The sequence below is a fragment of the Streptomyces sp. SAS_272 genome (genome assembly GCF_052543235.1).
On the sequence record NZ_JBMNDR010000022.1, the window covers coordinates 43,995 to 69,799 of the forward strand.

The following is a 25,805-nucleotide window of genomic DNA, read 5'->3' on the forward strand; positions in this document are numbered from 1 at the left end:
AGGGGAATGCTCACAGCTCAGCTCCTGAACGCAGTGACTTGGGCGGGGCCGAACCGCGAGGTGATGACCGTGCGCTTGGTATCGCGCTCGCCGTTCTGGAACCCCACGTGACCAGTGAAGAAAGGGGCCTTCTCCGCGGGGATGCCGAAGGCGCCGAGCAGCAGTTCGGGGAACCGTCGCCGGGTCGCGCCGTCCCAGTTCCACGACGACCCCTGAGGCGCGTGGTCCGGCATCACGTAGACGCAGGGAGGCGGCACACTCTGGCCGCCGAAGTCCGCGGCATACTCCGACTTCGGGCAGCGTCGACCGGCGGTCCCGCACAGACCGCTCTGGAAGATCACTCCGTCCAGCATCCTGCGCGGATCCTCGAAGAACACCTTGCGCAGCCGGCCGACGCCCTTGACCACGTCGCTGCCGGGGTTGCGCGTCATGCCGTCGCTGACCCACCAGAGGTAGGCCTCCTGCGCCCAGTCCGGGACCGCCCAGTTCACGCTGCTGTGCACGCCGTCCGGGGCGCCCTTCTGGATGATCGCCACGTTCCCGAGCCCCTTGACGGCCAGCCGATAGACGGTGTCGTCGCCCTGCTTCGGCACCTCCAACGCCGTGGCGACGCCCCTGTTCACGAGCCCCTGCAACATCGTCGTCACGAACTCGCGTCGGCCGCCGCCGCCCCCGGCGCTTTTACGACCCCGGATCTGCTCGATGGCGGCGGGCAGGGCGCCTGCGAACTCCTGCTGGCTCAGCCCATGGCTGGCGAGCAGGTCGGGATGCGCTCCAAGGTTCTCGATGAGGCGGACCACAGAGCCCACCACGGCGGCCGGCGGCACTCCCGCATGGCGGCAGGGCGCGGCGTTGTCGGTCTCCATACAGCTCAACCCCCTGTTCGTCTCGGCCGCGGCGTCTCAAGAGAGTCACCGCGGCCGTTGCACACTCGCAGGCATACGAACGGGCCTGCGTCCCCATTGTTGCGTCCTTACGCTCGGCGCGATGGACTTTCTTGATCAAGCGTCAGCGACCTGACCGGCAAGCGACCTGACCGGCAAGCGGCCTGACCGGCGCTGCGCATGCGCGGCTAAGTTGGCCGCCATGAATTCCACCCCCCAGGGCGGCCCCCAGATCCCGCGGCCCCTCACCGGCAAGGTCGTAGTGGTCACCGGGGCCGCGCGAGGTCAAGGTGCTGCTGAGGCCCGGGCTCTCGCTCAGGCCGGGGCGGAGGTGATCGCCACCGACATCCGGCCCGAAGGCGATTGCCGTCGGCTCGACGTCGCGAGTGAGGACGACTGGGCCGGGCTCGCCGCCGAACTGAGCGAGACGTACGGGCAGGTTCACGGGCTGGTCAACAACGCGGGTGTCATCCACCGGGCCCGGCTCGGGGAGGTGCGCGCGGAGGACTTCGGGCGGGTGCACGCGGTGAACGCCACCGGGCCGCTGCTCGGCATTCAATGCCTCTCGCCGTTGATGCCGCCGGGCTCGTCCATCGTCAACGTGGGATCGTCCACCGCGTACACCGGCTACTACCCGGTGGCCTACACCGCCAGCAAGTGGGCGCTGCGGGGCGTCTCGAAGATCGCGGCCACGGAGTTGGGGCCGCGGGGGATACGGGTCAACACGGTGCACCCCGGCTACATCGAGACGGAGATGACCGCCGCGGCGACCCCGGCATTCCGTGAGACCACCATCCGCGAGACGCCTCTGGGGCGCAGCGGCACCGTCGACGACGTCGCGCCCCTCGTCGTCTTCCTTCTCAGCGACGCGTCCTCCTTCATCACGGGAGCGGAGATCCCCGTCGACGGGGGCTTCAGCGCGCACGGCGGCGTGAAGTCCATCTCGGACGCGTTGCGGCCCGACGGGCCGAGCGCCGGCTGAGCGGTCCGTCGGCTGCGCAGTCCGTCGACTGAGGCGTGGTCGGCGGGCGGGCGGTGCTACGCGCTCGCCCCGTGGCACGCCTCGTAGCTGTTCCCCGACCCGCACCAGCAAGCCGCCCCCCGTTCCGGCGGCCAGTTCACGGCCCTGCCCCTTGCTGCCAAGGTCGTCGCGTACTGGGGGAGGAGGTCGGTGTCGGCCGGGGTGGTGCCCTCGGAGGCCGCGAAGGCCTCGTAGGAGGGGACCGTGCCCGTCACGATGCCGAGGTTGGCCGTGCCGGAGGCGGCGAGTTCGCGCAGGGACGCCTCTATCGTCGCCAGGTGCTCGTCGTGCGAGGGGTACTCGTCCGACAGCGTCGGGTACGCCCCCACCAGTTCCGCCAGCTCCCCCGTGGGCCAGTGCAGGACCGCCACCGGGAACGGGCGGGACAGCTCCTCCCGGTACGCGCCGAGCTCGGCGCGCAGGCGGGAGATCTCCGCCTGCAGTTCGGCCGGGTTGTCCGAGCCCAGGGACCAGACGCGCTTGGGGTCGTGCAGCTCGTCGAGGGGGACGGGGGAGGAGTGGAGGGTGTCGGCCAGCACGTCCCAGTCGTCGTGGGCGGCTCCCAGCATGCGGCGTACGCGGTGGCGGCCGAAGAGCAGGGGGTGCGAGGAGTGCGGCGGGGGTTCCGGGACGTCCGCCAGGAGCAGGGTGACGCCCTCGGTGAACGTCTTCTGCGCGGCCTCCAGCTCGTCGTGGGACTCCAGCGACTCCGCGACGATCACCCAGGGGGCCGGGTCGCGGGGGGCGGCGGCGCGGATGCCGTCGATGATCGCTCTGGCCTCGGCCTCGTGACCGTACTCCCACAGGTTGGAGGCCTTCAGGGCGCGGATCAGGTGGGGGCTCTCCAGGTTCTCCGGACCCTCCGAGGAGGACAGGAGCCGGTCGTACAGGGTCGTCGCGGCGGGGCGGTCGCCGGCCAGTTCCAGGTGTGCCGCGGCCTGCAGCAGCAGGGCTTCCGCGTCCTCGGGATACAGGCCGGCGGTCCGCTCCAGGCGTGCCGCTTCGGCGGTGTGGTCGACGTTCTCGGCAGGCGTGTCGGGGCGCATGGGTGACACCGTAGCGCCGCCCGGCGACAAAGGAGAGATACCTGCAGGCCAGCGACCACATCGCCGCCCCGCCCACCCGGAAGCCGTGTCGGACGTCCCTAGATCGTCACCCCGTCCACCTGGAGGGTCTGCACCGCGCCCGCCGCGAACGGCACGCTGATCGACTTGCCGCTCAGGTGCGTGTCCGAGTGGGACGTGTAGAGGTCGCCGGAGCCGCTGGTCACCGTGTTCCAGCGGGGGACCAGTCCTCCCGATCCGCCGCTCACCGTGGTGAAGCGGGACAGGTCGAAGGTGAGCGTCTGGGCCGACGACGACGTGTTCGCCGCGACGATCACCAGGCGCTTCGCCGTCCTGTCGATGGCGGCCGCCGCGTAGCTCACGCCCGTGTCGAGGATCGTCATGCCGGGCCGTATGTGGCGGCTGAACTGGGCCATCACGTAGTACTTCGTGGTGACCGCGCCGGCCGCCAGGGTGTCCGGGTCGTACCGGATCATCGCCCAGCCCGCCGACGGGTCCATGACCTGCCAGTAGACCCAGGCCGTCGGGTGCAGCCAGCGGAAGTCGTAGAGCAGGTTGCTCGCCATCGTGAGGCCGGTGCCGTCCTTGTCGCCGGTCTCGGAGTTCCACAGCGCCTTCTTGGCCGTCGTCACGACGTCCGTGTACAGCAGGTCGCGGCGGCCGCCGGAGCCCTGGTAGCCGTGGACGTTGACCCGGTTCACGTACCCCTTCGTCGTCGCGGAGAAGGAGTTCCAGGTGGTGCGGGCCAGGTCGTAGCTCGTCTCGTCCGAGGCCGAGATCTTCGTCGCCGTCAGACCCCGCGAGTCCAGTTCGCTGCGCATGTACGGAAGGACGGCGGCCTGGACGGTCGCGTCCATGTGGCAGCCCTCCTGCGTCCCGGTCGCCGTCCACCAGGACGAGGACGGTTCGTTGAAGGGGTCCACCGTCGCGAAGTTCACGCCCCAGTTGTTCTTCGCGCGCAGGGCCACCGCCGCGAGGTGGGAGGCGTGCTGCCGGTAGTTCCAGGACTGGAGGTTGTTGCCGCCGCCCGCCGCGCCCGACGGGTTGTGGTTCAGACACATCCACCACATGGGGGAGTTGGCGAACAGCTCGGACGTCGCGCCGCGCGACACGGCCTTCTGCAGCATCGCGCGCTGGTTGGCGTCCGCCGTCCAGTCCCAGGCCGAGGACGCCGGGTCCTCGTTGTTCCAGTCCTGCCAGTAGCCCTCGATCTGCTTGAACCCGGGGATGTTGGGGGACACCGCCATCGAAGCGCCGCCCACGGTGTTCCAGCTGCAGGCCCCCAGGTTGTAGCGGGCGATGTTGAGGCCGAGGCCGGGCAGGGTGCTGCCGTTGTAGGACACCGACTTGGTCGTGAAGAAGATGTCGGCGAAGTCGTCCCGGGCGCCGAAGACGTTCGCCCACCAGGCCAGGGAGGTCCCCCAGCCCTCCCAGGCGCCGTAGGTCGTCGAGGGGTTGACGGCGATCGTGGAGTCGGCGCGGGCGGTGCCCGTCGCGAGGGTGCTTCCGAGGAGCGCGCCGCCCGTGGCCGCCAGCAGTGTTCTGCGTCGGATCATGACTTCTCCGCTTCATGACAGCGATCGACCGCCGGTCGTCCCCGCCGGCGTCGTCGGAGTGCGTCAGTGCGTCAATGCGTGAATGCGTGAATGCGTCACGAAGCATCGGGTGTGGTCCGTGGAGTTGTCGAGAGTTCTGACAGCCCTTTCTCAAACCTGTGGAGAAAGGGGCGGAATGGGTTCGAGGGGACGAACGGGCGGGGCGGGAACGGTCCGTGTATGTACGGGTCTGGAGACCTTGTCCCCCTCCCCTTATCGTGCCCGCGTGCGGACTTCCCCCGGGCAGCGGACCCCCCTCGGCCGGCGCGTCGCCCTCGGCCGGCGCGTCCCCGTCGTTCGGCACGGCACCCGGCGGCGGCGCGCCCGGTGCCGGCGGGTGCTGTGGACCGGCGCCGAACTCCTCGTCACCGCCGGGGTGCTGGTGCTCCTCCTCGTCGTCCACCAGCTGTGGTGGACCAACCGGGAGGCGAGGGCCGGGGCCGAGCGCGGGGTGGCGGCCCTGGAACGGGAGTGGGGGAGCGGTGCGGCGGACGGTCCGCAGGGCGCCGCCGGCGACGGCGGCCCGGGCGCCGACACCGCCGCCGGCGACCCGTCCGCCGGCGACGGAGGCGGCGCCGACGGAGGTACCGGCTCGTCGGCAGGGGGCGACGCGGGGAGCGGCGTCCCGCGCGCCTCCCAGGCCTACGCCGTCCTGCGCATCCCCCGGCTCGGCCTCCGGGTGCCGGTCGCCGAAGGCACCAGCAAGCGGAAGGTCCTCGACAAGGGGTACGCGGGTCACTACAGCGGCAGTCAACAACCCGGGCAGCAGGGCAACTTCGCGGTGGCGGCGCACCGCAACACACACGGTGAGCCCTTCCGGTACCTCAACCGCCTGGGGAAGGGCGACAAGGTGGAGGTGGAGACCCGCGACGCCACCTACACCTACCTCGTCGACAAGGTCCTGCCGCAGACCTCACCCCGCGACTCGGGCGTCATCGGGCCCGTGCCCCGCTCCCTCGCCAAGCCCGGCCACGGCTACGGCGTCCCCGGCCGCTACCTCACCCTGACCACCTGCACGCCCGAGTACACCTCCCGGTACCGGCTGGTCGTGTGGGGCGTCCTGGTCGCCGCGCAGCCCCGCGGACAGGACGCCGTCGCGCCTGCGCTCCCGTAGCTCGCGGCGCTCTCTGCGGGCCCCGCAGACGACGAAGGTGACGCTGATCAGCAGCGCCCACGAGACCCACTTGGAGAGGGCGACGGGCTCCCAGCCGTCGAGCTGGTACGGGTAGGTCCAGGCGCCCAGGTAGGTGGCGATGTTCTCGGCGAGCCAGAGGAAGAAGCCGATCAGCGTGAAGGCGAGCGCCAGCGGCATCCGGTGCCGCAGCCTGCCGACCGTGAAGTGCGCCCACGTGCCCGCCGTGGCGGCCAGCAGCAGCGCGCCGAGCGGCAGCCGCAGGTCCGGCAGCCAGTGGTGGGTCAGGAAGTTCACGTACAGGCCGACGGCGAGCACGGCGGTCGAGCGGGGTCGGTAGCGGGTCAGCGACAGGTCGAGCAGCCGCCAGGACCGGCAGACGTAGCTGCCCACGGCCGCGTACATGAAGCCGCCGTACAACGGCACTCCGGCGATCTTGGTGAGGCCGGGCTCGGGGTAGCTCCACGAACCCACCCGCACCTTCACCAGCTCGAAGGCGAGCCCCAGGACATGGCAGACGGCCACCACCGCCACCTCCCGCCGGGACTCCCAGCCAAGGAGCCACGCGCCCGCGGTGAGCAGCACGCCGTAGGCGAGGAGGAGGTCGTAGCGGGCCACCGGGAGGACCGGGAGCAGCCGGGAGACGGCCATGCCGCCGAGCAGCGCGACCGCGAAGGCGCAGCAGCGCGCCTGGACCCAGCCGAAGCGGGTCAGCTGGCCGGCGAACCTCCCGACGGCGCCGGCCACCCTCTCGTGCATGTCGTGCATGTGGTGCAGGTGCATGGTCATGTAGAGCCGCAGGGCGGGGTGTGCGGTTGCGGACCGCGCCGCGGTGCTCCCTTCCGGGGCTGCTACGCACCCTCCTCGAGCGCTTCTCGGACGGCGGTCAGGACGGCGTCCGTGTCGGCGCCGAGGGCGCGGGCGGATGCGGTGAAGTCTCGTGCCAGCGTCGCCAGTTGCTCGGGATCGGGGCGGCCCGGACGGGGCCGGGGAGCCGCCACCCGGGAGCCGGCGCCGCGCCGGGTGCGGATCAGCTCGGCGGCCTCCAGTTCCCGGTAGGCGCGGGCCACCGTCCCCGGCGCCAGACCCAGGTCGGCGGCGAGCTGGCGCACGGTCGGCAGCCGCTCGCCCTCCGTCAGCCGGCCGGTGACGATCAGCGCGGCGAGCTGGGAGCGGATCTGGTCGTACGGGGGCACCTGGCTGGTGGTGTCGACGCGTACCGCGGGCTCACTCATCGCCGACGGCCCGGGGTGCGACGACGGTGAACAGGCACCAGCCCAGACTGAACAGGGCCAGCAGCCCCAGGGGGTAGATCACCAGCGCGGTGACGTTGCCCAGCATGCCGGCGCAGGTGGTGTACGACAGCACCCGGCCGATCATGCCGAGGACGATCAGCAGCTGGCTGGAGACCAGCAGCCCCCAGGCGCCGGTGATCGCCCAGCTGCGGTCGTGGCGCCGCAGGTTGTCGCCGGGGCGGTGGGCTATGCGCCGCAGCGCCCAGACGCAGGCGGCGGTGCCGAGGGCGAGGGCGGCGAGGGCGGGGGCCGCGTAGTGGACGCCGGGCCAGGGGCCCAGGAGCCGGGGTCTGCCGGTGGCGCAGGTGACGGTGAGGGTGCGGCCGGCCCGGCCCTGGGCGTCGGGGGAGGCCATGAGGGTCCCGATCGTCAGCAGGACGGTGATGCAGGCCGCCTCGAAGACCAGCAGCGGCGCCATCCGGGGCGGGACGTGGTCCCGGACCCGACGCGGGGCGAGGGCGGCGGTGCGGACCGCTTCGAGGGGCGCGGGGGTGAGGGAGTCGCCGAGCAGGACCCCGCCGACGGCGCACAGCCCGAAAGCGGTGACCGCGCTGAGGAAGCGCATGGCGAGGTCGTCGCTGTCCATGGCCGCCAGCGGCTGTGCGACGACGACGCCCAGGGTCAGTCCGGCCCAGCGGGCGCAGAGGTCGGCGCGCGCCAGTAGTCGCTCGGGCGTGACGGTGTCGAGCATGGCGGGCCCCCGGTCGTACTTGTATCAAGTGGTGAGTACAAGATGCCGCGAGACCGAATCTTGTGTCAATCGCCTGATACAAGTTGCCTCACCGGCGAGTTCGACGAGTTCGCTGCGCCTGCTGCGCCTGCTGCGCCTGCTGCGCCTGCTGCGCCTGCTGCGCCTGCTGCGCCTGCTGCGCCCGCGTGTCCAGCCGGGTGCGGTTGCGGCTCAGGTGGCCGGCCCCCGGCCACGGCTCCGCCCCGGCCTCCGCGCTCCGCCCCCCTGCCTCCGCGCTCCGCCCCCCTGCCTCCGCGCTCCGCCCCCCGGCCTCCGCGCTCCGCCCCCCGGCCTCCGCGCTCCGCCCCCCGGCCTCCGCGCTCCGCCCCCGGTTTCCGGCCCGGCCCCGGAACCATCGCGGGGTTTCGGACGTCCTCCTGGGAGCAGGGGAGGAGAGGCATGCCGCACAACCGGTTCGACGCGCGTCGCGCCGCCATGCCCTTCCTGCTCCTCCTGGTCCTCGACGTCCTGCTCCTGGACTCCGGCAGTCTCACGGCCGCCGTCGCCTTCGCCGCGACCGCCGCCGCGTCCTCCGCGCTCACCGTCTGCACGGTCGTCGCCGCGCGCAGCGCACCTCGCGTGCCGCCCACCCGGGTGCGCACGGCGATCAGGGACCGGGCGCGGCGCACGGCCTTCCTGCCGCAACGCGATCCGGACGCGTCCGGCCGGCCCCGCCCCCGAGCGCCCGGTCACGCCCTCCCGGCGACCGCCGCGTAGGGCACGTCCGACGTCGTCCTCGTGACCCCGCGCGGGTCGTCATGCCGCCAACCCCGTTGTCCCGGCACGACGAGACCCCCGGAGGGCTCCTCACCCATGTCCGTTTTCGCCAGCCTGGTCGAGCACCTCGCCGACCTGCTCCAGCCCCTGTTCGGCGCCGCCGCCGCGGCCGCCGCGATCGTCCTGTTCACCGCGCTCGTCCGGCTCCTCGTCCACCCGCTGTCCCGGGCGGCCGCCCGCGGGCAGAAGGCCCGCACCGCCCTGCAGCCGAGGATCGCCGAACTGCGCAGCAAGCACGCCAAAAACCCCGAACGGCTCCAGAAGGCCGTGCTGGAACTGCACGCCGCGGAAAAGGTGTCGCCGCTCTCCGGCTGCCTGCCGAGCCTGCTCCAGGCTCCCGCGTTCGTCGTGCTCTACCACCTCTTCTCCAGCACCTCCGTCGGCGGTGAGAGCAACGGGCTGCTCGGCCACCGACTGTTCGCCGCGCCCCTCGGCGACCACTGGGCGGACGCACTCTCCCGGGGCGGCCCGGTCGGCGGGGCCGGGCTGGTCTACCTCGCGCTGTTCACCGTCGTGGCCGTGGTCGCCACCTTCAACTACCTGCGCGCCAAGCGGATGCCGCTGCCCGTGACCGGGGGCCAGGACGTGCCCGGCGCCGGCGCCCTCACCAAGGTCATGCCCTTCATGTCGTTCTTCACCCTGGTCACGGTGGCGGTCGTCCCGCTGGCCGCCGCGCTGTACGTGATCACGTCGACGACGTGGAGCGCGGTCGAACGGGCCGTCCTCTACCGATGACCGTCCGCGCGTACGTCCGGTGACGGTCCAGTACGTGAACCGGGTATTGCGGAGCGGACGCGGAGCTTGGACGATCGACCAGTCCTCCGATGGCTGCACCCGTCGGAGGGCGCCCGCGATCCAGGGAGACGATCATCATGAAGTTGCTGCGAGTCGGTGCGAAGGGAACGGAGCGTCCCGCGCTGCTCGACTCCGAGGGGGTCCTGCGGGACCTCTCCGGGGTCGTCCAGGACATCGACGGGGCGCTGCTCGCCGACGACGCGGCGCTCGGCCGGGTCCGGGCCGCCGCCGAGTCCGGGGCCCTGCCGGCGCTGGACGCCGCCGGGTTGCGGATCGGGCCGCCGCTGGCACGGATCGGCAAGATCGTGTGCATCGGGCTGAACTACCACGACCACGCCCGGGAGACCGGGGCCGAGCCGCCCGCCGAGCCCGTGATCTTCTTCAAGGCGACGGACACCGTCGTCGGGCCGCACGACACCGTGCTGATCCCGCGCGGGTCCGTCAAGACCGACTGGGAGGTGGAGCTGGCCGTCGTCGTCGGGCGTACGGCCCGCTACCTGGAGTCCGCCGAGGAGGGGCTCGCGCACGTCGCCGGGTACGCGGTGGCGCACGACGTGTCCGAGCGGGAGTTCCAGATCGAGCGCGGCGGGACCTGGGACAAGGGCAAGAACTGCGAGACGTTCAACCCGCTGGGGCCGTGGCTGGTGACGGCAGACGAGATCGCCGACCCGCAGGACCTCTCCCTGAGGCTCTGGGTCAACGGGGAGCTGAAGCAGGACGGCACGACGGCCGAGCAGATCTTCGCCGTCGGGGAGGTCGTGCGGTACGTCAGCCAGTTCATGACGCTGTACCCCGGGGACGTGATCAACACGGGGACGCCGGCCGGGGTGGCCCTCGGGGCGCCCGACCCGAAGCCGTTCCTGCGGCGCGGGGACGTGGTGGAACTGGAGATCTCGGGGCTGGGGCGGCAGCGGCAGGTGTTCGCCGTCGCGTAGCGCTCCGCTGGGTCGGTGGGGGACTGCCGGGCCGGAGCGGGGGTCGGGGGTGCGGTTGTTCGTCGGGTGCGGGTGCGGGTGGGGAGGCGGGTGAGGGGCGGCTGGTCGCGCAGTTCCCCGCACCCCCGGGGGGTGGTTCGGCCGTGGATGTCACGGGCGCTCGCGTCCCTGGGGGCTTCCTGGGCGGGGGCACGGGGCCCGTGTTCTGGCCCGTTCCGCCCCCTCCCCGCGGCCGGCTACAGGTATTTCTCCAGGAACTGTTCCAGGGCTGCCACCACGAAGCGGTGGTCCTCGAGTTGGGGGAGGCCCGAGACCGTCACCGCGCCGACGACGCCCACGCCCTCGACGTTGATCGGGAAGGAGCCGCCGTGGGCCGCGTAGGCGTCCGGGTCGAGGCGGGAGGATTCCTCGAAGGTCGTCCCCCTGGCGCGGAAGCGGGTGCCGACCAGGTACGACGAGGCGCCGAAGCGTTCCACCACCCGGCGCTTGCGGGCGATCCAGGCGTCGTTGTCGGGGGTCGAGCCGGGCAGGGCGGCGTGGAAGAGCTGCTGGCCGGCCCGGTGGATGTCGACGGCCACCGGCGCCTGGCGCTCGCGGGCCAGCTCCACCAGCAGCGAGCCGAGCGCCCACGCGTCGTCGTGGGTGAACTGGCGGAAGACCAGCCGGCGTTCCTGGGTCTGCAGTTCCTCCAGGGTCGGGGTGATCTCCGGAGTGAACTTCGGGGTGATCTCGTGGGTGCCCATTACAGCGTCACCGCCACCTTGTCTCGTGCCGAACGGCGGGCCGCCTCCAGGACGTCGAGGGCGGCGGCCGCCTCGACGGCGGTCACCGGGCCCGGGCCGCCGTCGAGCAGTGCCTTGGTCACCCCAGCGTAGTAGGCCGGGTAGTCGCCGGGGAGGGTCCGTTCGGGGCGTCCGCCGCCGGTCAGCGGGGACTCCCCGGCGCCGACCCGGCCCCACAGCTCCTCCGGTTCCGTGCCCCAGCCGGCCGAGCCGTCGGGCCGCAGGCCCTCGCGCAGCGCGGCTTCCTGCGGGTCCAGGCCGTACTTCACGTATCCCGCCTGCGAGCCCAGCACCCGGAAGCGCGGGCCGAGTTGGGCGGTCGTGGCGGAGACGTGGAGGTGGGAGCGGACACCGTTCGCGTGGGTGAGCGCGATGAACGTGTCGTCGTCGGTCTCCGCGCCCGGCCGGCGGACGTCCGCCTCGGCGTACACGAGGACCGCCGGGCCGAAGAGCACCAGTGCCTGGTCGACGACATGGCTGCCGAGGTCGTAGAGCAGACCTCCGATCTCTGCCGGGTCGCCGGACTCCCGCCAGCCGCCCTTCGGCAGCGGCCGCCACCGCTCGAACCGCGACTCGAAGCGCTGGACGTCGCCCAGTGCGCCCTCGTCCAGCAGCTTGCGCAGGGTCAGGAAGTCGTTGTCCCAGCGACGGTTCTGGAAGACGGAGAGGAGCAGCCCGCGCTCTTCGGCGAGGGCGGCCAGCGCACGGGCCTCGGCCGCCGTGCCCGCGACCGGCTTGTCGACGACGACCGGCAGACCGGCCTCGAGGGCGGCGGTGGCGAGCGGCACGTGCGTCTTGTTCGGGGACGCGACGACCACCAGGTCCAGCTCGCCGGCCCGGGCGAGGAGGTCGTCGGGGCCGGCGACGAGGCGCACGTCCGGGAACTCGGCGCGGGCCTGCTCCTGCCGCTCCGGGTTCGAGGTGACCACCGTGTCGAGCACAAGGCCCTCGGTGGCGGCGATCAGCGGGGCGTGGAAGACGGAGCCCGCGAGGCCGTAGCCGATCAGGCCCACGCGGAGAGGAGTCTCGCCTGTCTTGCGTCCAGTCATGGGCCCTACTTTCGCAACACTGTTGCCAAAGTGCAAGCAGGGAGGAGAATGGCGGCGTGAACAGGACGAACGGCGGCGGCCGCCCGACCGGTGTGAACCTGCCGGGTCTGCGCAGCCACAACACCGCGCTCGTGCTCGACCTGCTGCGCACGGCCGGTCCGGACGGCATCAGCAGACTCGAGCTCGCCGAGCGGACCGGCCTCACCCCGCAGGCCGTCAGCAAGATCACCGCTCGGCTGCGGGAGGAGGGGCTGGCGGCGGAGGCGGGCCGGCGCGCGTCGACCGGCGGCAAGCCGCGCACGGTCCTTCGGCTGGTCCCCGGCGCCGGCCACGCCGTCGGCGTCCACCTCGACCGGGACGAGCTGAGAGCGGTGCTGGTCGATCTCGACGGGACCGTGGTGGGCGAGCGGCGGGTGCCGCTGGACCTGGGCGCGGGCGCGGAGGCGGTGCTGGGGGCGGTCGTCCGGGAGGCCGGACCGCTGGGCCGGGCCGCGGGCGGCACCCTCTTCGGCGTCGGCGTGGCGCTGCCCGGTCCGCTAGACCACACCCACGGGGTCCTGCACCGGATCACCGGTTTCCCCGAGTGGGACGGCTTCCCGCTGCGGGACGCGCTGGCGACGCGGCTGGGGGCGCCGGTCGTCGTCGACAAGGACACCAACGCCGTCGCGCTCGGTCTCGCCGTCGGCGGGGAGCGCGGCACCTTCGCCTGCCTGCACCTGGGCACCGGCCTCGGCGCGGGTCTGGTGATCGGCGGGACCGTGCACCGGGGTGCGCGCACCGGCGCGGGGGAGTTCGGGCACCAGGTCGTCCAGTTGGACGGACCGCCGTGCCCGTGCGGCAACCGGGGGTGCGTCGAGGCGCTGTGCCTGGCCGCCCTCGCCCGGGGGGACGTCGGCGAGGCGGCGCGTGTGCTGGGGGTCGCCGCCGCGAACCTGGCGGGACTGCTCGACATCGACGCCGTCCTGCTGGGCGGCCGGACCGTCGCGGCCGACCCCGAGCCCTTCCTGCGCGGTGTGGCCGCCGTCCTCGACACCCACGCCCGCCGCGAGGGCGCCCCGCAGAACGCCGTGCCGGTGCGGCTCGCCCCCGGCGGCCCGCGCAATGTGGCGGAGGGCGCCGCCCAGCTCCTCCTGGCCCCCGTGTTCGGCCGCGAGGCCGGCTGACCGGAGTTCCCGGGTGCGCCGGGCACGCCCGGGAACTCCGGGTGTGCCGGACAGGTGTGCCGGACGGGTGAGCCGGGAGCCGGGTGAGCCGGTGAGCCGGTGAGCCCGAAGATCCCTGCTCCCGACGCGCCGGCGTCGCCGAGTCCTCGAGCGAGGAGGAATGCGGGGTGCTCGGGCACTCCGACTTGGGACGATCGCCCAGGCAAGGACAGGGGCCGACGACCCTCGGCCGCCGAGGCCGCAAGGGCGCGACGGCTCGCTTCGGGGGTGCGCCGACCATTTGCGTGGCCGACCATGTAAATGAACGCGGCGACCGCCGAGGTGGGCGCGTACCGCAGAGGCGACCACCTCCACCTCTGCATATGCAAATACTTGGCTAGCCACGTGATTGCTGTTACGTTAGTTCCGTGGCTAGCCACACTTTCTCTCGAACCTTCCCCCGCGGAACCGAGGAGACCCCATGGGTGTGCCTTCGGAGGGGGCCGTACTGCCTTGGAGGAGCGACCCCATGTCCCACAAGAACTCTCAGGTGAAGCCTCCGATCAATCAGCGCGTGCTGACCCTCGGCATCACCCCTGACGCGCTTTCGCCGGACGATTTTCCGCCGGGTGTCGCGACGCTCGAGGAACTGGTCGCCATGAGGCAGCGCAGCTGGGCTGCGCTCCAGGCCACAGGCATCGACGGCGAGGCGGGCTATGTCAGCCTGGACCCCGACGAGGCGGAGGCCGAGCTGCGCCGACTGTTCGACGGGCGCTCGTTCGGGGTGGTGCTCGTCGGCGGCGGCATCAAGAATGTCCCGGAGTACACCGTCCTGTTCGAACGGATCGTCAACGTGCTCATCGACCTCCAGCCCGACATCCGGTTGAGCTTCAGCTCACATCCGACGAACGTGCCCGAGGCGCTGCAACGCTGGCTCAAGAGGTCCTGACGAAGACGTCTCACGGAGCTGGGCGTCGGACGTGGCGGTGGGTGATCAGGCAGGTGGCGAGGCCGAGGAAGGCTTCGCGGACGTCGTCGCGTCGTTCCCGGCGAATCCGCGGCCGGCGCAAGCCGTGCGACCACGGCACGGCCGGCGCAAGCCGTGCGACCACGGCACGGCCGGCCTCGTCTCCGTCGGCGCCCTCCCGCCCGCCGACCCGGACCCGGTCGAGCGGCTCCGCGCCGGCGCGCCGTTCACCACCCCCGACCCGGCGGCCTTCTGCGACGGCGGATCGGCCGACTGCACCGACCACCCCACCACACCGTCTGAGGAACCGAACCGTGCCCACACCCGAACCCCGCATCCCCACGACGGCCGGCGCAGGACCGATGAGCTATGCGATCTTCCAACTCTCACGCGCCCACCGCACCTACGCCGCCGCCATGCTCCGCGAGATGGATCTGCATCTCGGACAGGAAATGCTGCTGATGCAACTCCTGGACCGGGACGGCCAGACCCAGTCCGAGCTGCTCGAAAGCGTCGGCCTGGACCACTCCACCGTCTCCAAGTCCCTTCGCCGCATGCAGGACGCCGGCCTGCTCAGCCGTGAGCCGGCCGCACATGACCGGCGCGTCATGGTGGTCCACCTCACCGACAAGGGCCGGGCGATGCGCGAGCCCCTGTCAGCCATGTGGCAGGCCTTGGAGGAGACCTCCGCGCGGGACCTCTCGGCCCAGCAGAGGGAGTCCTTCTTCCATATCGCCTACGCCGTCGCCGACGCGCTCAACAGCCGCGCGCTGCCACGGGACGAGCCTGAGTGACTCCCCTCGGCCTGCACCCCGGTTCCGGCCTGAAGTGCACATCGGTTCCGGCGAACTCGCGAAGTGGACAGACGTGCAGCGCACTCGGTTGCACGAAGGCCCGTGCTGAACGGAGCCAGGCTCCTCGACCGTCGGAACACCCCGGCTGTCTCCGCCACCCCGCCCGCCTCCGCCGAACGAGGGGGATGCGCGGTGTCCCGCGGTGTGGCGGGGGTGGTCCGGTCGGATCATCGTGCAGGCTCACGTGTTCATGCGACTGTGCCCGCCTGTCTCCCTCTGTCTCGCCGCGGCCGCCGCCCTCCTCCCCGTGCCCGCGTACGCGGAAGCCGGACCGGGTTGCGTCGGCTCCGGCGCCGACGGCTTCCCGCTCACCACCCGTCTGCACGGCGGTCCCGACTCGTACCGGCCCGGCGGTGGTTTCGGCGCCTGGTATCTCGACCTCACCAACACCACCCGCCGCACCTGTGACGGCGTCCATCCGGTCGTCGTCCTGGTCGACGCCGGACACCAGCTGAAACCGGATCAGCCGCGACTGGAGTTCTACGCCGACGGACGGGCCCACCCGGTCCGCTTCGAGCCCACCGACGACGACGAACTGGTCGGCGTCATCGCCGACGAGCACGGGGCCGGCGGCTTCGCCGGGTTCCGTGTGGGCCCCGGCCGGACCCTCACGGTGAAGCTGCGGCTGGCCCTCGCCCCGGACACCGCCCCGAACGTGGTCACCGCCAACGCGGCCGTCGTCCAGCGGCACGGCGACGACGGCGACTGGGTAGGGCAGTCGAACGACTACCGCTTCGCCGTAGGGACCGCGCCCGGCGCCCCGCCCGAAGCGGAACCCGACTCCGAACCCGACCCCGCCCCCGACCCCGAGCGCGGCACCGAACAGCAGGCCGGGAAAGCCGAGGCGGGCTCCGGTTCGGCCGCCCCGCATTCCGCGTCCCCCGCCACGCCCTCCCCGCACCCCTCCGCCGCCGACCCCGGCGCGCTCTCCCTCGCCGACGAGGCCGCGGAGCTGGCTCGCACCGGACTGTCCTCGCCCACCGCGCTCGGCGTCGTCGGCGGCGGCTTCCTGCTCGCCGGCGCGGCCCTGCTGCTGGCCCGCCGACGACGCTGACCTCGAGGGGCGCGTCCCAGCAGGTGGACGGCCCGGAAGCGGCCATTCCCCAAGATCGGCCCTGTGATTAGGCTGGGGCGCACGCAGCACTTGCGTCCTCGCGCACGGCAGGGAGATCCCGCACATGGCAGACCGCAAGCCCATCGAGTCGTGGCTCACCGACATGGACGGTGTGCTCATCCACGAGGGCGTGCCGATCCCCGGCGCCGACGCCTTCCTGAAGAAGCTGCGGGAGTCCGGCAAGCCCTTCCTCGTCCTGACCAACAACTCGATCTACACCCCGCGCGACCTGCACGCCCGGCTGCGGCGGATGGGTCTCGACGTGCCGATCGACAACATCTGGACCTCCGCGCTGGCCACCGCCCAGTTCCTCGGCGACCAGCGGCCCGAGGGCACGGCGTACGTCATCGGCGAGGCGGGTCTGACCACCGCGCTGCACGACATCGGTTACGTCCTCACCGACCACGAGCCCGACTACGTCGTGCTCGGCGAGACCCGCACCTACTCCTTCGAGGCGATGACGAAGGCGGTCCGCCTCATCAACGACGGCGCGCGTTTCATCTGCACCAACCCGGACGAGACGGGCCCCTCCGCCGAGGGCGCGCTGCCCGCCACCGGGGCCGTCGCCGCGCTGATCACCAAGGCGACCGGCAAGAACCCGTACTTCGCGGGCAAGCCGAACCCGCTGATGATGCGCACCGGACTGAACGCCATCGGCGCCCACTCCGAGACCAGCGCGATGATCGGCGACCGCATGGACACCGACGTCCTGGCGGGCATGGAGGCCGGCATGCAGACGTTCCTGGTGCTCACCGGTCTGACCAGGCCGGAGCAGGTCGAGGACTTCCCGTACCGGCCGTCGAAGATCGTGGACTCGATCGCGGACCTCGTCGACCGGATCTGAAACCCGCCGCGGACCTCGTCGACCGGGTCTGAAACCCGCCGCGTAGTGCGTGCCACCCGTACGGAGCAGTGAAACCCCGCCAGGGGATGCGCCGGACGGCCCGGCGGGGGACTCTCCAGGGAGCTGGAGGTTCACGATGAGTTCACTCAAGGTCACGCTCTGTTCGGGCGTCGCGGCCGCCGTCGCGGCGCTCGTCCCCGCGGTGCTCGTCCCCATGGCGTACGCCCCCGCGGCCCGCGCCGCGGGCGACGGCGGCAGCGTCTCGGTCACGCCGTCCAGGCCCGGGCCCGGCGCCGAGATCACGCTGAAGGTCACGGGTTGCGGCGGCCGCACGGCCACCGCGACCTCGGACGCCTTCGTCTCGGACGCACGGCTCAGCGGTTCGGGCGGCTCCCTCGTCGGCGACACCCGGGTCCGCTCCTCGGTCGCGGCCGGCGCCTACGACGTCCGTATCACCTGCGTCGACTTCACGGTCAAGGGCCGGATCAGCGTCGTGGCCCCGTCGCCCGCCGAGCCGTCGCGGCCGCGGGAGTCGTCGGATTCCCCGGCGCAGGACGTCCCGACGGTCGCCGCCTCTCCCGTCGCCCCGGTCCGCGCGGGCGGCGGCGGCACGGCTCCGCTCGCCTCCGTGGAGGAGGCGCGGGTGGAGGGCCCGGGCGCGGTGCAGGCGGTCATCGGTCTGGTGCTGGCGGGCGTCGCCGCGGCCGCCGTCGTCTTCCGCGGTGTGCGGCGAAGACGCCGGACGGACTGAGCCGTGTCCGACCGTGAGCGCGCTTCCGGCCGCCTTCTGGCCGGCCTGGCCTGGGCGGTGCTGCTGCTCGGACTGTGGCTGTGGGGGCGCGAGGTGACCGAGGTGCGGCACGGGGCACCCTTGCCGGCCACCGGCGACATGTCCGCGGTGGGCCGCCCGCCGGTCGTGCTCCCGCCCGCCGTCGAGCCGTTGGGGCAGGCGCTGCCGCGACGCGTCGACATACCCGAGCTGGGCGTGCAGGCTCCGGTCGTCGCCCGCGGCCTCGACGGGGACGGGGCCGTCGACCCGCCGCCCTTCGACCAGGCGGGCGTCGTCGGCTGGTACGCCGGGGGCGCGAAGCCCGGTGCGCGGGGCGCCGCCCTGCTGGTGGGGCACGTCGACACGGAGACCCGGCCCGCCGTCTTCTACAAGCTGAGCACGCTCAGGGGCGGCGAGACGGTCCGCGTGGTCCGGGACGACGGGAAGGTCGCCGAGTTCACCGTCGACGACGTCGAGGTCGTCCGGCGTGACCGCTTCGACGCCCGGCTCGCCTACGGCGTCCGCCGGCCGGGCCGCGCCGAACTGCGTCTCATCACCTGCGGCGGCGTCTTCGACCGGGCCCGCCACAGCTACACGGCGAACGTGATCGTGTCGGCCTACCTGACGGGCACGAGCGCCTGAGGCGACGGGGACGCGAACGAACGAAGGCCCCTCGCTCTCGCGAGGGGCCTTCGTCGTCTGTGCGCCGCCAGGGACTCGAACCCCGGACCCGCTGATTAAGAGTCAGCTGCTCTAACCAACTGAGCTAGCGGCGCTTGCACTGACTCCGTAACTCTACAGGACCCCGGAGGGTGCTTCCGACCGTCCGGGGGGCTCCGGGGACGCCGGGCCGGGAGAGCGCCGCTTACATCATTCGGACCGTCAGCATGCGCGTCGACAAGACGGTTGAGAAACTGGCGAACGTGAGCAGTCGCGGACATTTCCAGCTGAGGTGTGAGGGGAATCGCATGGAGCCTCCGGTATTCGAGGAATTCGATCCCGAGAGCGACTGCGACTGCCCCGGATGTGCGGCCCGCCGACGGGCGGCGCGCAATACCCCGACCGGCCCGTCCAGCGGCTTCCCGCCCGCTCACCGCGCTCTGGTCGTGGCCGCCGCGACGGCCGCGGCGCTCGGTGCGGCGCACGCGGCGCCCGCCGCCGCCGCTCCGCACGCCCCCGACCGTTTCGGCGTTCCCGCAGGTGACGAGCCCAAGACTCCGCAGGGAGTGAGGGCCCCGCTGCACGGTCCCGCCGGGCAGTCGGCCCGTCCGGGCGGGGTGGCCGGACCGGTCATGACGCCTGCGACGACCCGGGCCGACATCATCGGACGGGCCAAGGAGTGGGTTTCGGCGCAGGTGCCGTACAGCATGAGCGCCTACTGGTGGGACGGATACCGGCAGGACTGCTCCGGCTTCGTCTCCATGGCCTGGAACCTGCCCCGGAACGAGTGGACGGGCAGTCTCCACCAGTTCGGGACGAGGATTTCCAAGGAGGAACTCCGGCCCGGCGACATTCTGCTGTTCCACAATCCGTCCGACCCCGAGAAAGGCTCGCACGTCGTCCTTTTCGGCGGCTGGACGGACTACACGCACGGCTACTACGTCGTCTACGAGCAGACCCGTCCGACCACGCGCCGCCAGGCGACTCCCTACGCCTACTGGAGCAATTCCGACCGCTACGTCCCCTACCGCTACAAGGGCCTTGGGCCGGCCGAGCAGACCACCGCGGAGCAGTTCGGCGGCACGGGTGCGAACGCGGATGCGAACGCGAACGCGGACGGCGACAAGCCCGGCGGGCAGCAGGCCGCGCTGCCGGCGTTCCCGGGACGGGCGGCGTTCGGACCCGGCGCCGACAACAGGTACGTCACCCTGCTCGGCCGGCTCCTCGTCGAGCGCGGCGCCGAGCGCTTCTACGCCTCGGGGCCGGGCCCGCGCTGGTCGGCGGCCGACGGCAGGGCCACCCAGGCCTTCCAGCGCGCCCAGGGCTGGCGCGGCCCCGACGCCGACGGCCTGCCCGGCCCGCGGACCTGGGCGTTGCTGGTCGCCGGCCGGGGCAGGGACATCGCGGGGCCGCAGACGGCGCAGGTCCCGCAGGTCCCCGGGTCCGCCAGGCCCCCCGCGGCGGAGGCCGGCGCGGGCGCCGGCACGAACCCGGAGGCAGGCGGCGGGCCGGGCGGCGGGCCGGGGGCCGGGTCAGGGTCGGGATGGGGCGCGGCGGGGCCGCCCGCTGCTCCCGCCCCCGCGGGGCCGCGGGGCCCCGCCTACCCGGGCCGGGGTGTGTTCCGGCCCGGCGCGCAGAGCGCGTACGTCACGCAGCTGGGGCGGCAGTTGGTGAAGAAGGGATTCGGCAGGCACTACGCGAAGGGTCCGGGACCGCGCTGGGGCGAGGCGGACCGGCGAGCGGTCGAGGCCTTCCAGCGCGCCCAGGGCTGGCGCGGCGGCGCGGCCGACGGCTACCCGGGCCCCGAGACCTGGCGGCGGCTCTTCTCGTAGAGCCGCCGCCGCACCCGCGGCGCCGCCCGGGCGATCCCCGCTCGGGCAGTCCCGCCCGCACGGTCCCCGCCCGCACCGTTTCCCCCTCACCCACACCGTTCCCCGCACACCGTTCCCCCCACTGTCATGGCGTATCTGGCGCGGAGGCTGGAGGCACGCAATGCACACGACCACTTCTCCCACACCCGAGTCCGAGGGACCGTCGAGGCCCGCACGGCTCATCCAGAACGAGGCGACCACCGAGATCCCCGTCCACCTGCTGTTCCGCGACGAGCCCGAGCCGCGGCCGGTGCCGCTCGGACCCGCCGTGGTGGGCAGCCGGGCGGGTACCGGGGAGCAGCCGAGGCTGCGCAGGCCGATGCCCGTGCAGCCGCGCCCCGCACCGCAGCCGGACCCCGAGCTGGCGGAGCGGCCGGCGAGGGTGCTGCCCGGCGCCGCGGGAGTGCTCGCCGGCGTCTGCGGGGCGGCGGGCTGTGTGGCCGCCTCGTGGTGGGCCGGGGTCCTGCCGCCGCTCGCGGTGGCGGCGCTGCGGCTGCCGCAGGTCGCGGGCGCGGGCCTCGGTCCGGCGCAGTGGGCGGCGTACGCGGGCGGGGGCGCGCTGGCGCTGTTCGGGTTCGGCGGTCTCGCCCGTGGACGGACCGGGCGGGCCTGGGTGCTCGGCCTGTTCGGCCGCTACCGGGGCACGGTGCGGCGCACCGGGCTGCTGTGGGTGAACCCGCTGCTGCTGCGCCGCCGGGTGGACGTGCGGCTGCGGCACTGGCGCAGCGAGCCGATGTTCGCCGCCGACGGGAGCGGGGTCGCGCTGCGGGTGGTGGCCCTGGTGGTGTGGCGGGTGCGGGACACCGCGCGGGCCACACTGGGCGTGGAGGACCACGAGACGTATCTGCGCGAGTGCGTCGAGGCGGCCCTGGCCCGCATCCCGGTGGAGACGCCGGGCGCGGGCCGGGGTTCGGTGGAGGCGGCGGGGGAGGCGCTGACCCGGCTGGTCGCGCGGGACGCGGGGGTGGTCGGCCTCGAGGTGTTCTCGGTGCAGCCGGTCCGGGTGGAGTACGCCCCCGAGGTCGCCGCCGCGATGCACCGCCGTCGGATCGCCGCGCTGGACGCCCAGCACCGGGCCACCGTGCTGACCTCGGTCGTCGACTCGGTGGAGGACACGGTGACCCGGCTGACCATGCGCGGACTGGTGGAACTGGACGACTACGAGCGCAAAGCGCTGGTGAAGGACCTGACCGTGGCTTTCTGCGCGGGCCGGGAGCAGTCGCCCTGACGGCCCGTCGAACAGAACCCGCGACGGGTATGGACATGTCCCGCGCCCGCCCATAATCTCGAACTTGGTCTAGACCTGCACGGCTCGGCTCACTGAACTCCCCACGTTCTCCAGGAGCGGCAGCATGCGCAAAAAGACCAGGTGGTACGCCGCCGCGCTCGGGCTCATCACGGCGGGAGCCTTCGTGCTCACCGCCGGCGGTGCGAGCGGGCACGGCTACACCGACCTCCCCGTCAGCCGGCAGAAGCTCTGCCAGAACGGCTCCGTGACCGGCTGCGGCGACATCCAGTGGGAGCCGCAGAGCGTCGAGGGGCCGAAGGGCTTCCCGGGCTCCGGCGCGACCGACGGCCGGATCTGTTCCGGCGGCAACACCCGCTTCGCCCAGCTCGACGGTCCGCGGACCCCGTCGGGCGGGGCGTGGCCGGCGACCCGGGTGAGCGGCGGCCATGTCTACACCTTCCGCTGGCAGTTCACCGCGATGCACGCCACGACCGACTTCAAGTACTACGTCACCCGGCAGGGCTGGAACCAGAACCACGGCCTGGCCCGCTCCGACCTCGTCCTCACGCCGTTCCTGACCGTGCCCTACGGCGGTCAGCGGCCCCCGTCGACCCTCTCGCACAGCGGCACGCTGCCGTCCGGGCTCAGCGGACGGCACATGATCGTCGCCGTGTGGACGATCGCCGACACGGCCAACGCCTTCTACGCCTGCTCCGACGTCACATTCTGAGCGGCCGGTTTTCCTGAGCATCGCTTGAGCTCCCCCGGGCCCGCGCGCGGGTACGTTCCCTGCACGCCGACACGACCGACCGGCGCCAGGACATCCGGGGGAGCTCATGGAAACGTTCTTCTACATCGTGCCGACCATCATGATCGTCGGTGTGCTCTTCCTCGCGTACAAGACCCTCGGCCGGACCCGGCAGGTCAGAGCGGCCTGGGACAGCGGGGTCACGGCCGAGGGACGCTGTCTGCGGACCTACACGAGCACGAGCGGCGGGAGCGGCGACACCTCGGTGAGCACCACCCTGCACCACGTCTACGAGTTCACCACGAGGGACGGTCGCGCCTTCCGCTTCGACGAGGGCGGCGGTCCGGGCACCGTCATCGAGGGCGACATCGTCACCGTGTTCTACGCGCCCGAGCACCCCGAAGGGGCCACGGCCCGCCCGCCGAGCCGGGGCAAGCTCGCTGCGGGCACGGGTTGTCTGCTGGCCTTCTTCGCCGTGTTCATCGTCTTCTGCGTCGTCGCCATGGTCGCCGCCCACACCGTCTTCTCCGAGACGGACGGCCTGATCCCCTGACGGCGCGTGCCTGACCCTCCACATCTGACGGTACGTCAACTACCGTGCGCGCCCATGGAGTCCACCAGGGGAACCGGTACCGTCGCCGAACTCGTGGCCGCCCGCTGGGGCGACCGCAGGCCGGGGCTGTGGTGCGAGGACACCGTCCTCACGCACCATGAGGTCGCCGCCCGCGCCGCCGCCCGGGCGGCCCTGCTGGCCGACCTGCTGCCGCCGGACGGGCCGCCGCACGTCGGGCTGCTGCTGGACAACACGCCGGAGTTCGCGCTCTGGCTGTCGGCGGCGGCCCTCGCCGGGGCGGCGGTCGCCGGGATCAACTCCACCCGGCGCGGCCCCGAGCTGGCCCGGGACGTCCTGCACACCGAGTGCCGGCTGCTGATCACCGAGCACGCACACCTGCCGCTGCTCAGAGGACTCGACCTGCCCGGAGTCCGCCTGCTGATCACCGGCACGCCGGAGTACGACGCACTCCTCGCCCCGTACGCCGACGCCCGCCCGGACGCCTCCCGCGCCACGCCCGCCGACCGGTTCCTGCTCTACTTCACCTCCGGCTCGACCGGCGCCCCCAAGGCCGCGATCTGCACACAGGGCCGGCTGGCGGCCGCCGGGCGCTCCCTGGCGGGGCAGTTCGCCGTCGGGCCGGACGACGTGCACTACGTCTGCATGCCGATGTTCCACGGCAATGCGGTGATCGCCGACTGGGCCCCCGCACTGACGGCCGGCGCCGGGGTGGCGCTGCGGCGGCGCTTCTCGGCGTCCGGGTTCCTGGCGGACGTACGCCGCCACCGGGCGACGTACTTCACCTATGTCGGACGGGCGATCCAGTACGTCCTGGCCACCGCGCCGGGCCCGGACGACAGGGACCACATGCTGCGGCTGGGCTTCGGCACGGAGGCGGGAGCGGTGGACGCGGCCGCCTTCGAGCGGCGGTTCGGGGTGCGGCTGGTGGAGGGGTACGGATCGTCGGAGGGCGGGGCGGCGGTGCAGTGGTCGCCCGGCACTCCACCGGGGGCGGTCGGCCGGGCGGGCGCGGGTCTCGTCGTCCTCGACCCGCAGACGTGCGAGGAGTGTCCGCGAGCCGTGTTCGACGCGGCGGGGCGGCTGCTGAACGGCGACGCGGCGATCGGGGAGCTGGTCAACCGGGGTCGGAACCCGTTCGAGGGCTACTGGCGCAACCCGGCGGCGGAGGCGGAGCGGCGCCGGGAGGACGGCGCGTACTGGACCGGGGACCTCTTCTACCGGGACCGCGAGGGCTTCCTCTACTTCGCGGGCCGCACCGACGACCGGCTCCGCGTCGACGGCGAGAACCTGGCCGCCGCGATGATCGAGAACATCCTCGCCCGGTACGAGGGGGCGGACGCCGTCGCCGTCTACGCGGTGCCGGACCCGGTGACCGGCGACCAGGTGATGGCGACGCTGGCCGGAACCTTCGACCCGACGGGCTTCGCCGGGTTCCTGCTCGCCCAGCCCGACCTGGGCACCAAGATGGCGCCCCGGTTCGTGCGGGTGGTGGAGCGGATGCCCGTCACCGCGACGAACAAGATCCACCGGGCGCTGCTGCGACGCGAGGGGCCGCGCTGCGCCGACCCGGTGTGGTGGCGGCCGCCGGGAGAGGCCGCCTATCGGAGGCTGACGGAGCGGGAGGCCGCGCAGGCCGCTCCGGCCGGTCCGGGACGGCCGGGCGGGCCGTGGGCGGAGGGGGCCGCGGAAAACGCGGAGGACCGGGGAAAGCCGAAGGGCCCCTCGTGTTCACGAGAGGCCCTTCCTCTGTGCGCCGCCAGGGACTCGAACCCCGGACCCGCTGATTAAGAGTCAGCTGCTCTAACCAACTGAGCTAGCGGCGCATGACTCTCGCCCTCCGCCTTCGGCGGCCGGCGACGAAGAAAATACTACCCGGTCCCCGGGGGTGCTTCCGACCACGCGGAGGGTGCCCCCGGGACGCGCCTCAGATGGCGAGCGACAGCAGTACCGGCGCCGCGTTCCTGTTCAGCGTCTCGGCGGCCTGGCGGAGCCGGTGGGCGTGGGCGACGGGCAGGGAGAGGGCGAGGCAGCCCGCCGTGGAGCCGGCGGTGATCGGGACGGCCGCGCAGACCGTGCCGATCGCGTACTCCTGAAGGTCGAGCACCGGGACCGTGGGCGCCTGCGCCTCCAGGCGGGAGAGCAGCAGCTTGTCGCTGGTGATGGTGCGCGAGGTGAGCCGGGCCATCTTGTGCCGGGAGAGGTGGTCGCGCCGGCCGTTGTGGTCGAGCTGGCCGAGCAGGCTCTTGCCGAGCGCGGTGGCGTGCGCGGAGCGGCGGAAGTCGAACCACTCGTTGACGGACGGCGTGGCGGGGCCGTCCGCGTACTGGGTGATGGTGACCTCGCCGTCGACGTACCGGCTGATGTAGACGGCCGCGCCGACGGAGTCGCGCAGCCGGTCGAGGGTGTGCTGGAGCCTCGCGCGCAGGGCCTGGTCGTGGTCCTGGGCGGAGCCGAGGCGGGTGAGGGCGTCACCGGTCACGTACACCCCGTCGGCGAGTTGCTCGACGTATCCCTCACGGCGGAGCATCCGCAGGAGCGTGGTTAGGCGCTCCGGGCTGAGGCCGGTCAGGCGGGCGAGTCGGCTGTCGGTGATTCCGGTGGGGTGCCGCGCCACGCTCTCCAGGACGCGCAGGGCGTGCTGGAGAGCGTGGTACGGCGCGGTCGGCTCGTGTCTCAGCGCCACGGTTCCCCCTGCGCTCGCTGTGTCGGCTGCGCTTGCCTATGGGCCGTAATCCGGTCAGTGAACCGCTACCACGATAACCGCCGACGGGCCTGTCGGGAGGGGGGTCGGCGGGATTGCCGACCCCCTCTGCAGCAGACGGTTCCCCCGGCATATGCCGAAGGAATGAACCGGGGGCCGGGGTCGCGCGGGGCCGCCCCTGCGGCTCGCGCCGCCGGGATCGACGGTCCGCACAAGGCCCGGAGCGCGCCGATGAGCACGAATCCGCCGCCGGCCTCGCGGCTCACGCACCGGG

24 protein-coding genes, 2 tRNA genes and 2 pseudogenes are annotated in these 25,805 nt (G+C 72.9%); 17 read left to right on the forward strand and 11 right to left on the reverse strand.

The features are described 5' to 3' along the window. Positions 1-17: 17 nt before the first annotated feature. On the reverse strand, positions 18-866 hold the full coding sequence (locus ACN6LD_RS15485; RefSeq protein ID WP_445043471.1) for a hypothetical protein: 849 nt from the start codon (positions 864-866) through the stop codon (positions 18-20). Positions 867-1,086: 220 nt separating this feature from the next. Between ACN6LD_RS15485 and ACN6LD_RS15490 the strand changes: the two genes are divergently transcribed. Then, positions 1,087-1,866 (forward strand): SDR family NAD(P)-dependent oxidoreductase, encoded by a 780-nt coding sequence (locus tag ACN6LD_RS15490; RefSeq protein WP_445043472.1) that lies wholly within the window; start codon positions 1,087-1,089, stop codon positions 1,864-1,866. Between the two features lie 56 nt (positions 1,867-1,922). Here ACN6LD_RS15490 and ACN6LD_RS15495 read toward each other — a convergent pair whose 3' ends face one another. Further along, complete coding sequence (locus tag ACN6LD_RS15495) at positions 1,923-2,951, reverse strand: SEC-C domain-containing protein (protein ID WP_445043473.1); 1,029 nt, start codon at positions 2,949-2,951, stop codon at positions 1,923-1,925. Positions 2,952-3,049: 98 nt separating this feature from the next. Next, complete coding sequence (locus ACN6LD_RS15500) at positions 3,050-4,525, reverse strand: glycoside hydrolase (RefSeq protein WP_319193188.1); 1,476 nt, start codon at positions 4,523-4,525, stop codon at positions 3,050-3,052. A gap of 265 nt (positions 4,526-4,790) precedes the next feature. Here ACN6LD_RS15500 and ACN6LD_RS15505 point away from each other — a divergent pair, with 265 nt between their 5' ends. Beyond that, positions 4,791-5,678 (forward strand): class E sortase, encoded by an 888-nt coding sequence (locus ACN6LD_RS15505; RefSeq protein WP_445043474.1) that lies wholly within the window; start codon positions 4,791-4,793, stop codon positions 5,676-5,678. A 45-nt stretch (positions 5,679-5,723) separates the two neighbouring features. On the opposite strand, the pseudogene ACN6LD_RS15510 reads toward ACN6LD_RS15505, so the two are convergent. From ACN6LD_RS15510 to ACN6LD_RS15520, 3 genes and pseudogenes are all read right to left on the reverse strand, one after another. Continuing rightward, a pseudogene (locus ACN6LD_RS15510) lies at positions 5,724-6,485 on the reverse strand (DUF817 domain-containing protein); the annotation flags it as partial. A 62-nt stretch (positions 6,486-6,547) separates the two neighbouring features. After that, the gene (locus tag ACN6LD_RS15515) at positions 6,548-6,931 is read right to left on the reverse strand and encodes a GntR family transcriptional regulator (protein WP_266718127.1); all 384 of its coding nucleotides are present in this window, start codon (positions 6,929-6,931) and stop codon (positions 6,548-6,550) included. After that, positions 6,924-7,682, reverse strand: a complete 759-nt coding sequence (locus ACN6LD_RS15520; protein WP_445043475.1) for a hypothetical protein — start codon at positions 7,680-7,682, stop codon at positions 6,924-6,926. Before ACN6LD_RS15520 ends, ACN6LD_RS15515 begins: the two co-directional genes overlap by 8 nt. Before the next feature lie 438 nt (positions 7,683-8,120). Here ACN6LD_RS15520 and ACN6LD_RS15525 point away from each other — a divergent pair, with 438 nt between their 5' ends. The 3 genes from ACN6LD_RS15525 to ACN6LD_RS15535 all read left to right on the forward strand — a co-directional run bounded on the left by ACN6LD_RS15525 (position 8,121) and on the right by ACN6LD_RS15535 (position 10,228). Further along, on the forward strand, positions 8,121-8,438 hold the full coding sequence (locus tag ACN6LD_RS15525; protein ID WP_319198385.1) for a DUF6412 domain-containing protein: 318 nt from the start codon (positions 8,121-8,123) through the stop codon (positions 8,436-8,438). A gap of 96 nt (positions 8,439-8,534) precedes the next feature. Beyond that, positions 8,535-9,233, forward strand: a complete 699-nt coding sequence (locus tag ACN6LD_RS15530; RefSeq protein ID WP_445043476.1) for a YidC/Oxa1 family membrane protein insertase — start codon at positions 8,535-8,537, stop codon at positions 9,231-9,233. 137 nt (positions 9,234-9,370) lie between these two features. After that, positions 9,371-10,228 carry a fumarylacetoacetate hydrolase family protein gene (locus ACN6LD_RS15535; RefSeq protein WP_445043477.1) on the forward strand — a complete coding sequence of 286 codons (858 nt, stop codon included), beginning with the start codon at positions 9,371-9,373 and terminating at the stop codon, positions 10,226-10,228. 236 nt (positions 10,229-10,464) lie between these two features. Here the strand turns inward: ACN6LD_RS15535 and ACN6LD_RS15540 are convergent, their stop codons facing one another. Together ACN6LD_RS15540 and ACN6LD_RS15545 are read right to left on the reverse strand one after the other, a co-directional pair. Beyond that, complete coding sequence (locus ACN6LD_RS15540; RefSeq protein ID WP_445043478.1) at positions 10,465-10,971, reverse strand: heme-degrading domain-containing protein; 507 nt, start codon at positions 10,969-10,971, stop codon at positions 10,465-10,467. After that, positions 10,971-12,059 carry a Gfo/Idh/MocA family protein gene (locus tag ACN6LD_RS15545; RefSeq protein ID WP_445043479.1) on the reverse strand — a complete coding sequence of 363 codons (1,089 nt, stop codon included), beginning with the start codon at positions 12,057-12,059 and terminating at the stop codon, positions 10,971-10,973. Before ACN6LD_RS15545 ends, ACN6LD_RS15540 begins: the two co-directional genes overlap by 1 nt. A gap of 56 nt (positions 12,060-12,115) precedes the next feature. On the opposite strand from ACN6LD_RS15545, the gene ACN6LD_RS15550 reads away from it, so the two are divergent. The 7 genes from ACN6LD_RS15550 to ACN6LD_RS15580 all read left to right on the forward strand — a co-directional run bounded on the left by ACN6LD_RS15550 (position 12,116) and on the right by ACN6LD_RS15580 (position 18,391). Continuing rightward, positions 12,116-13,222, forward strand: a complete 1,107-nt coding sequence (locus ACN6LD_RS15550; RefSeq protein ID WP_319197680.1) for an ROK family transcriptional regulator — start codon at positions 12,116-12,118, stop codon at positions 13,220-13,222. Positions 13,223-13,730: 508 nt separating this feature from the next. Continuing rightward, positions 13,731-14,150 (forward strand): hypothetical protein, encoded by a 420-nt coding sequence (locus ACN6LD_RS15555; protein WP_319197679.1) that lies wholly within the window; start codon positions 13,731-13,733, stop codon positions 14,148-14,150. 332 nt (positions 14,151-14,482) lie between these two features. Continuing rightward, positions 14,483-14,962, forward strand: coding sequence for a MarR family winged helix-turn-helix transcriptional regulator (locus ACN6LD_RS15560; protein ID WP_415925031.1), 480 nt, complete (start codon positions 14,483-14,485; stop codon positions 14,960-14,962). Between the two features lie 250 nt (positions 14,963-15,212). Continuing rightward, positions 15,213-16,076 (forward strand): LPXTG cell wall anchor domain-containing protein, encoded by an 864-nt coding sequence (locus ACN6LD_RS15565; protein ID WP_445043480.1) that lies wholly within the window; start codon positions 15,213-15,215, stop codon positions 16,074-16,076. 124 nt (positions 16,077-16,200) lie between these two features. Then, entirely contained in the window at positions 16,201-16,980 is a 780-nt protein-coding gene (locus ACN6LD_RS15570; protein WP_319168146.1) for an HAD-IIA family hydrolase, read from the forward strand. Positions 16,981-17,116: 136 nt separating this feature from the next. Continuing rightward, positions 17,117-17,731, forward strand: a complete 615-nt coding sequence (locus ACN6LD_RS15575; protein WP_319198048.1) for a hypothetical protein — start codon at positions 17,117-17,119, stop codon at positions 17,729-17,731. 3 nt (positions 17,732-17,734) lie between these two features. Then, on the forward strand, positions 17,735-18,391 hold the full coding sequence (locus ACN6LD_RS15580; protein WP_319198049.1) for a class F sortase: 657 nt from the start codon (positions 17,735-17,737) through the stop codon (positions 18,389-18,391). A 60-nt stretch (positions 18,392-18,451) separates the two neighbouring features. Here the strand turns inward: ACN6LD_RS15580 and ACN6LD_RS15585 are convergent. Next, positions 18,452-18,525 (reverse strand) — tRNA-Lys (locus tag ACN6LD_RS15585). Positions 18,526-18,717: 192 nt separating this feature from the next. Between ACN6LD_RS15585 and ACN6LD_RS15590 the strand changes: the two genes are divergently transcribed. The 5 genes and pseudogenes from ACN6LD_RS15590 to ACN6LD_RS15610 all read left to right on the forward strand — a co-directional run bounded on the left by ACN6LD_RS15590 (position 18,718) and on the right by ACN6LD_RS15610 (position 24,614). Beyond that, a complete protein-coding gene (locus ACN6LD_RS15590; protein WP_445043481.1) occupies positions 18,718-20,241 on the forward strand; it encodes a peptidoglycan-binding protein in 1,524 nt (507 codons plus the stop codon). 160 nt (positions 20,242-20,401) lie between these two features. Beyond that, positions 20,402-21,508, forward strand: coding sequence for an SPFH domain-containing protein (locus ACN6LD_RS15595; protein WP_319198091.1), 1,107 nt, complete (start codon positions 20,402-20,404; stop codon positions 21,506-21,508). 124 nt (positions 21,509-21,632) lie between these two features. Beyond that, the gene (locus ACN6LD_RS15600; RefSeq protein ID WP_445043482.1) at positions 21,633-22,238 is read left to right on the forward strand and encodes a lytic polysaccharide monooxygenase auxiliary activity family 9 protein; all 606 of its coding nucleotides are present in this window, start codon (positions 21,633-21,635) and stop codon (positions 22,236-22,238) included. Between the two features lie 106 nt (positions 22,239-22,344). Beyond that, positions 22,345-22,809, forward strand: a complete 465-nt coding sequence (locus ACN6LD_RS15605) for a DUF3592 domain-containing protein (protein WP_445043483.1) — start codon at positions 22,345-22,347, stop codon at positions 22,807-22,809. A 54-nt stretch (positions 22,810-22,863) separates the two neighbouring features. Further along, positions 22,864-24,614 (forward strand): annotated as a pseudogene (locus ACN6LD_RS15610) (AMP-binding protein). Here the strand turns inward: ACN6LD_RS15610 and ACN6LD_RS15615 are convergent. Together ACN6LD_RS15615 and ACN6LD_RS15620 are read right to left on the reverse strand one after the other, a co-directional pair. Continuing rightward, a tRNA-Lys gene (locus tag ACN6LD_RS15615) sits at positions 24,580-24,653 on the reverse strand. The pseudogene ACN6LD_RS15610 and the gene ACN6LD_RS15615 overlap by 35 nt on opposite strands. Before the next feature lie 101 nt (positions 24,654-24,754). After that, positions 24,755-25,513, reverse strand: coding sequence for an IclR family transcriptional regulator (locus ACN6LD_RS15620; RefSeq protein ID WP_445043484.1), 759 nt, complete (start codon positions 25,511-25,513; stop codon positions 24,755-24,757). Positions 25,514-25,805 lie beyond the last annotated feature (292 nt).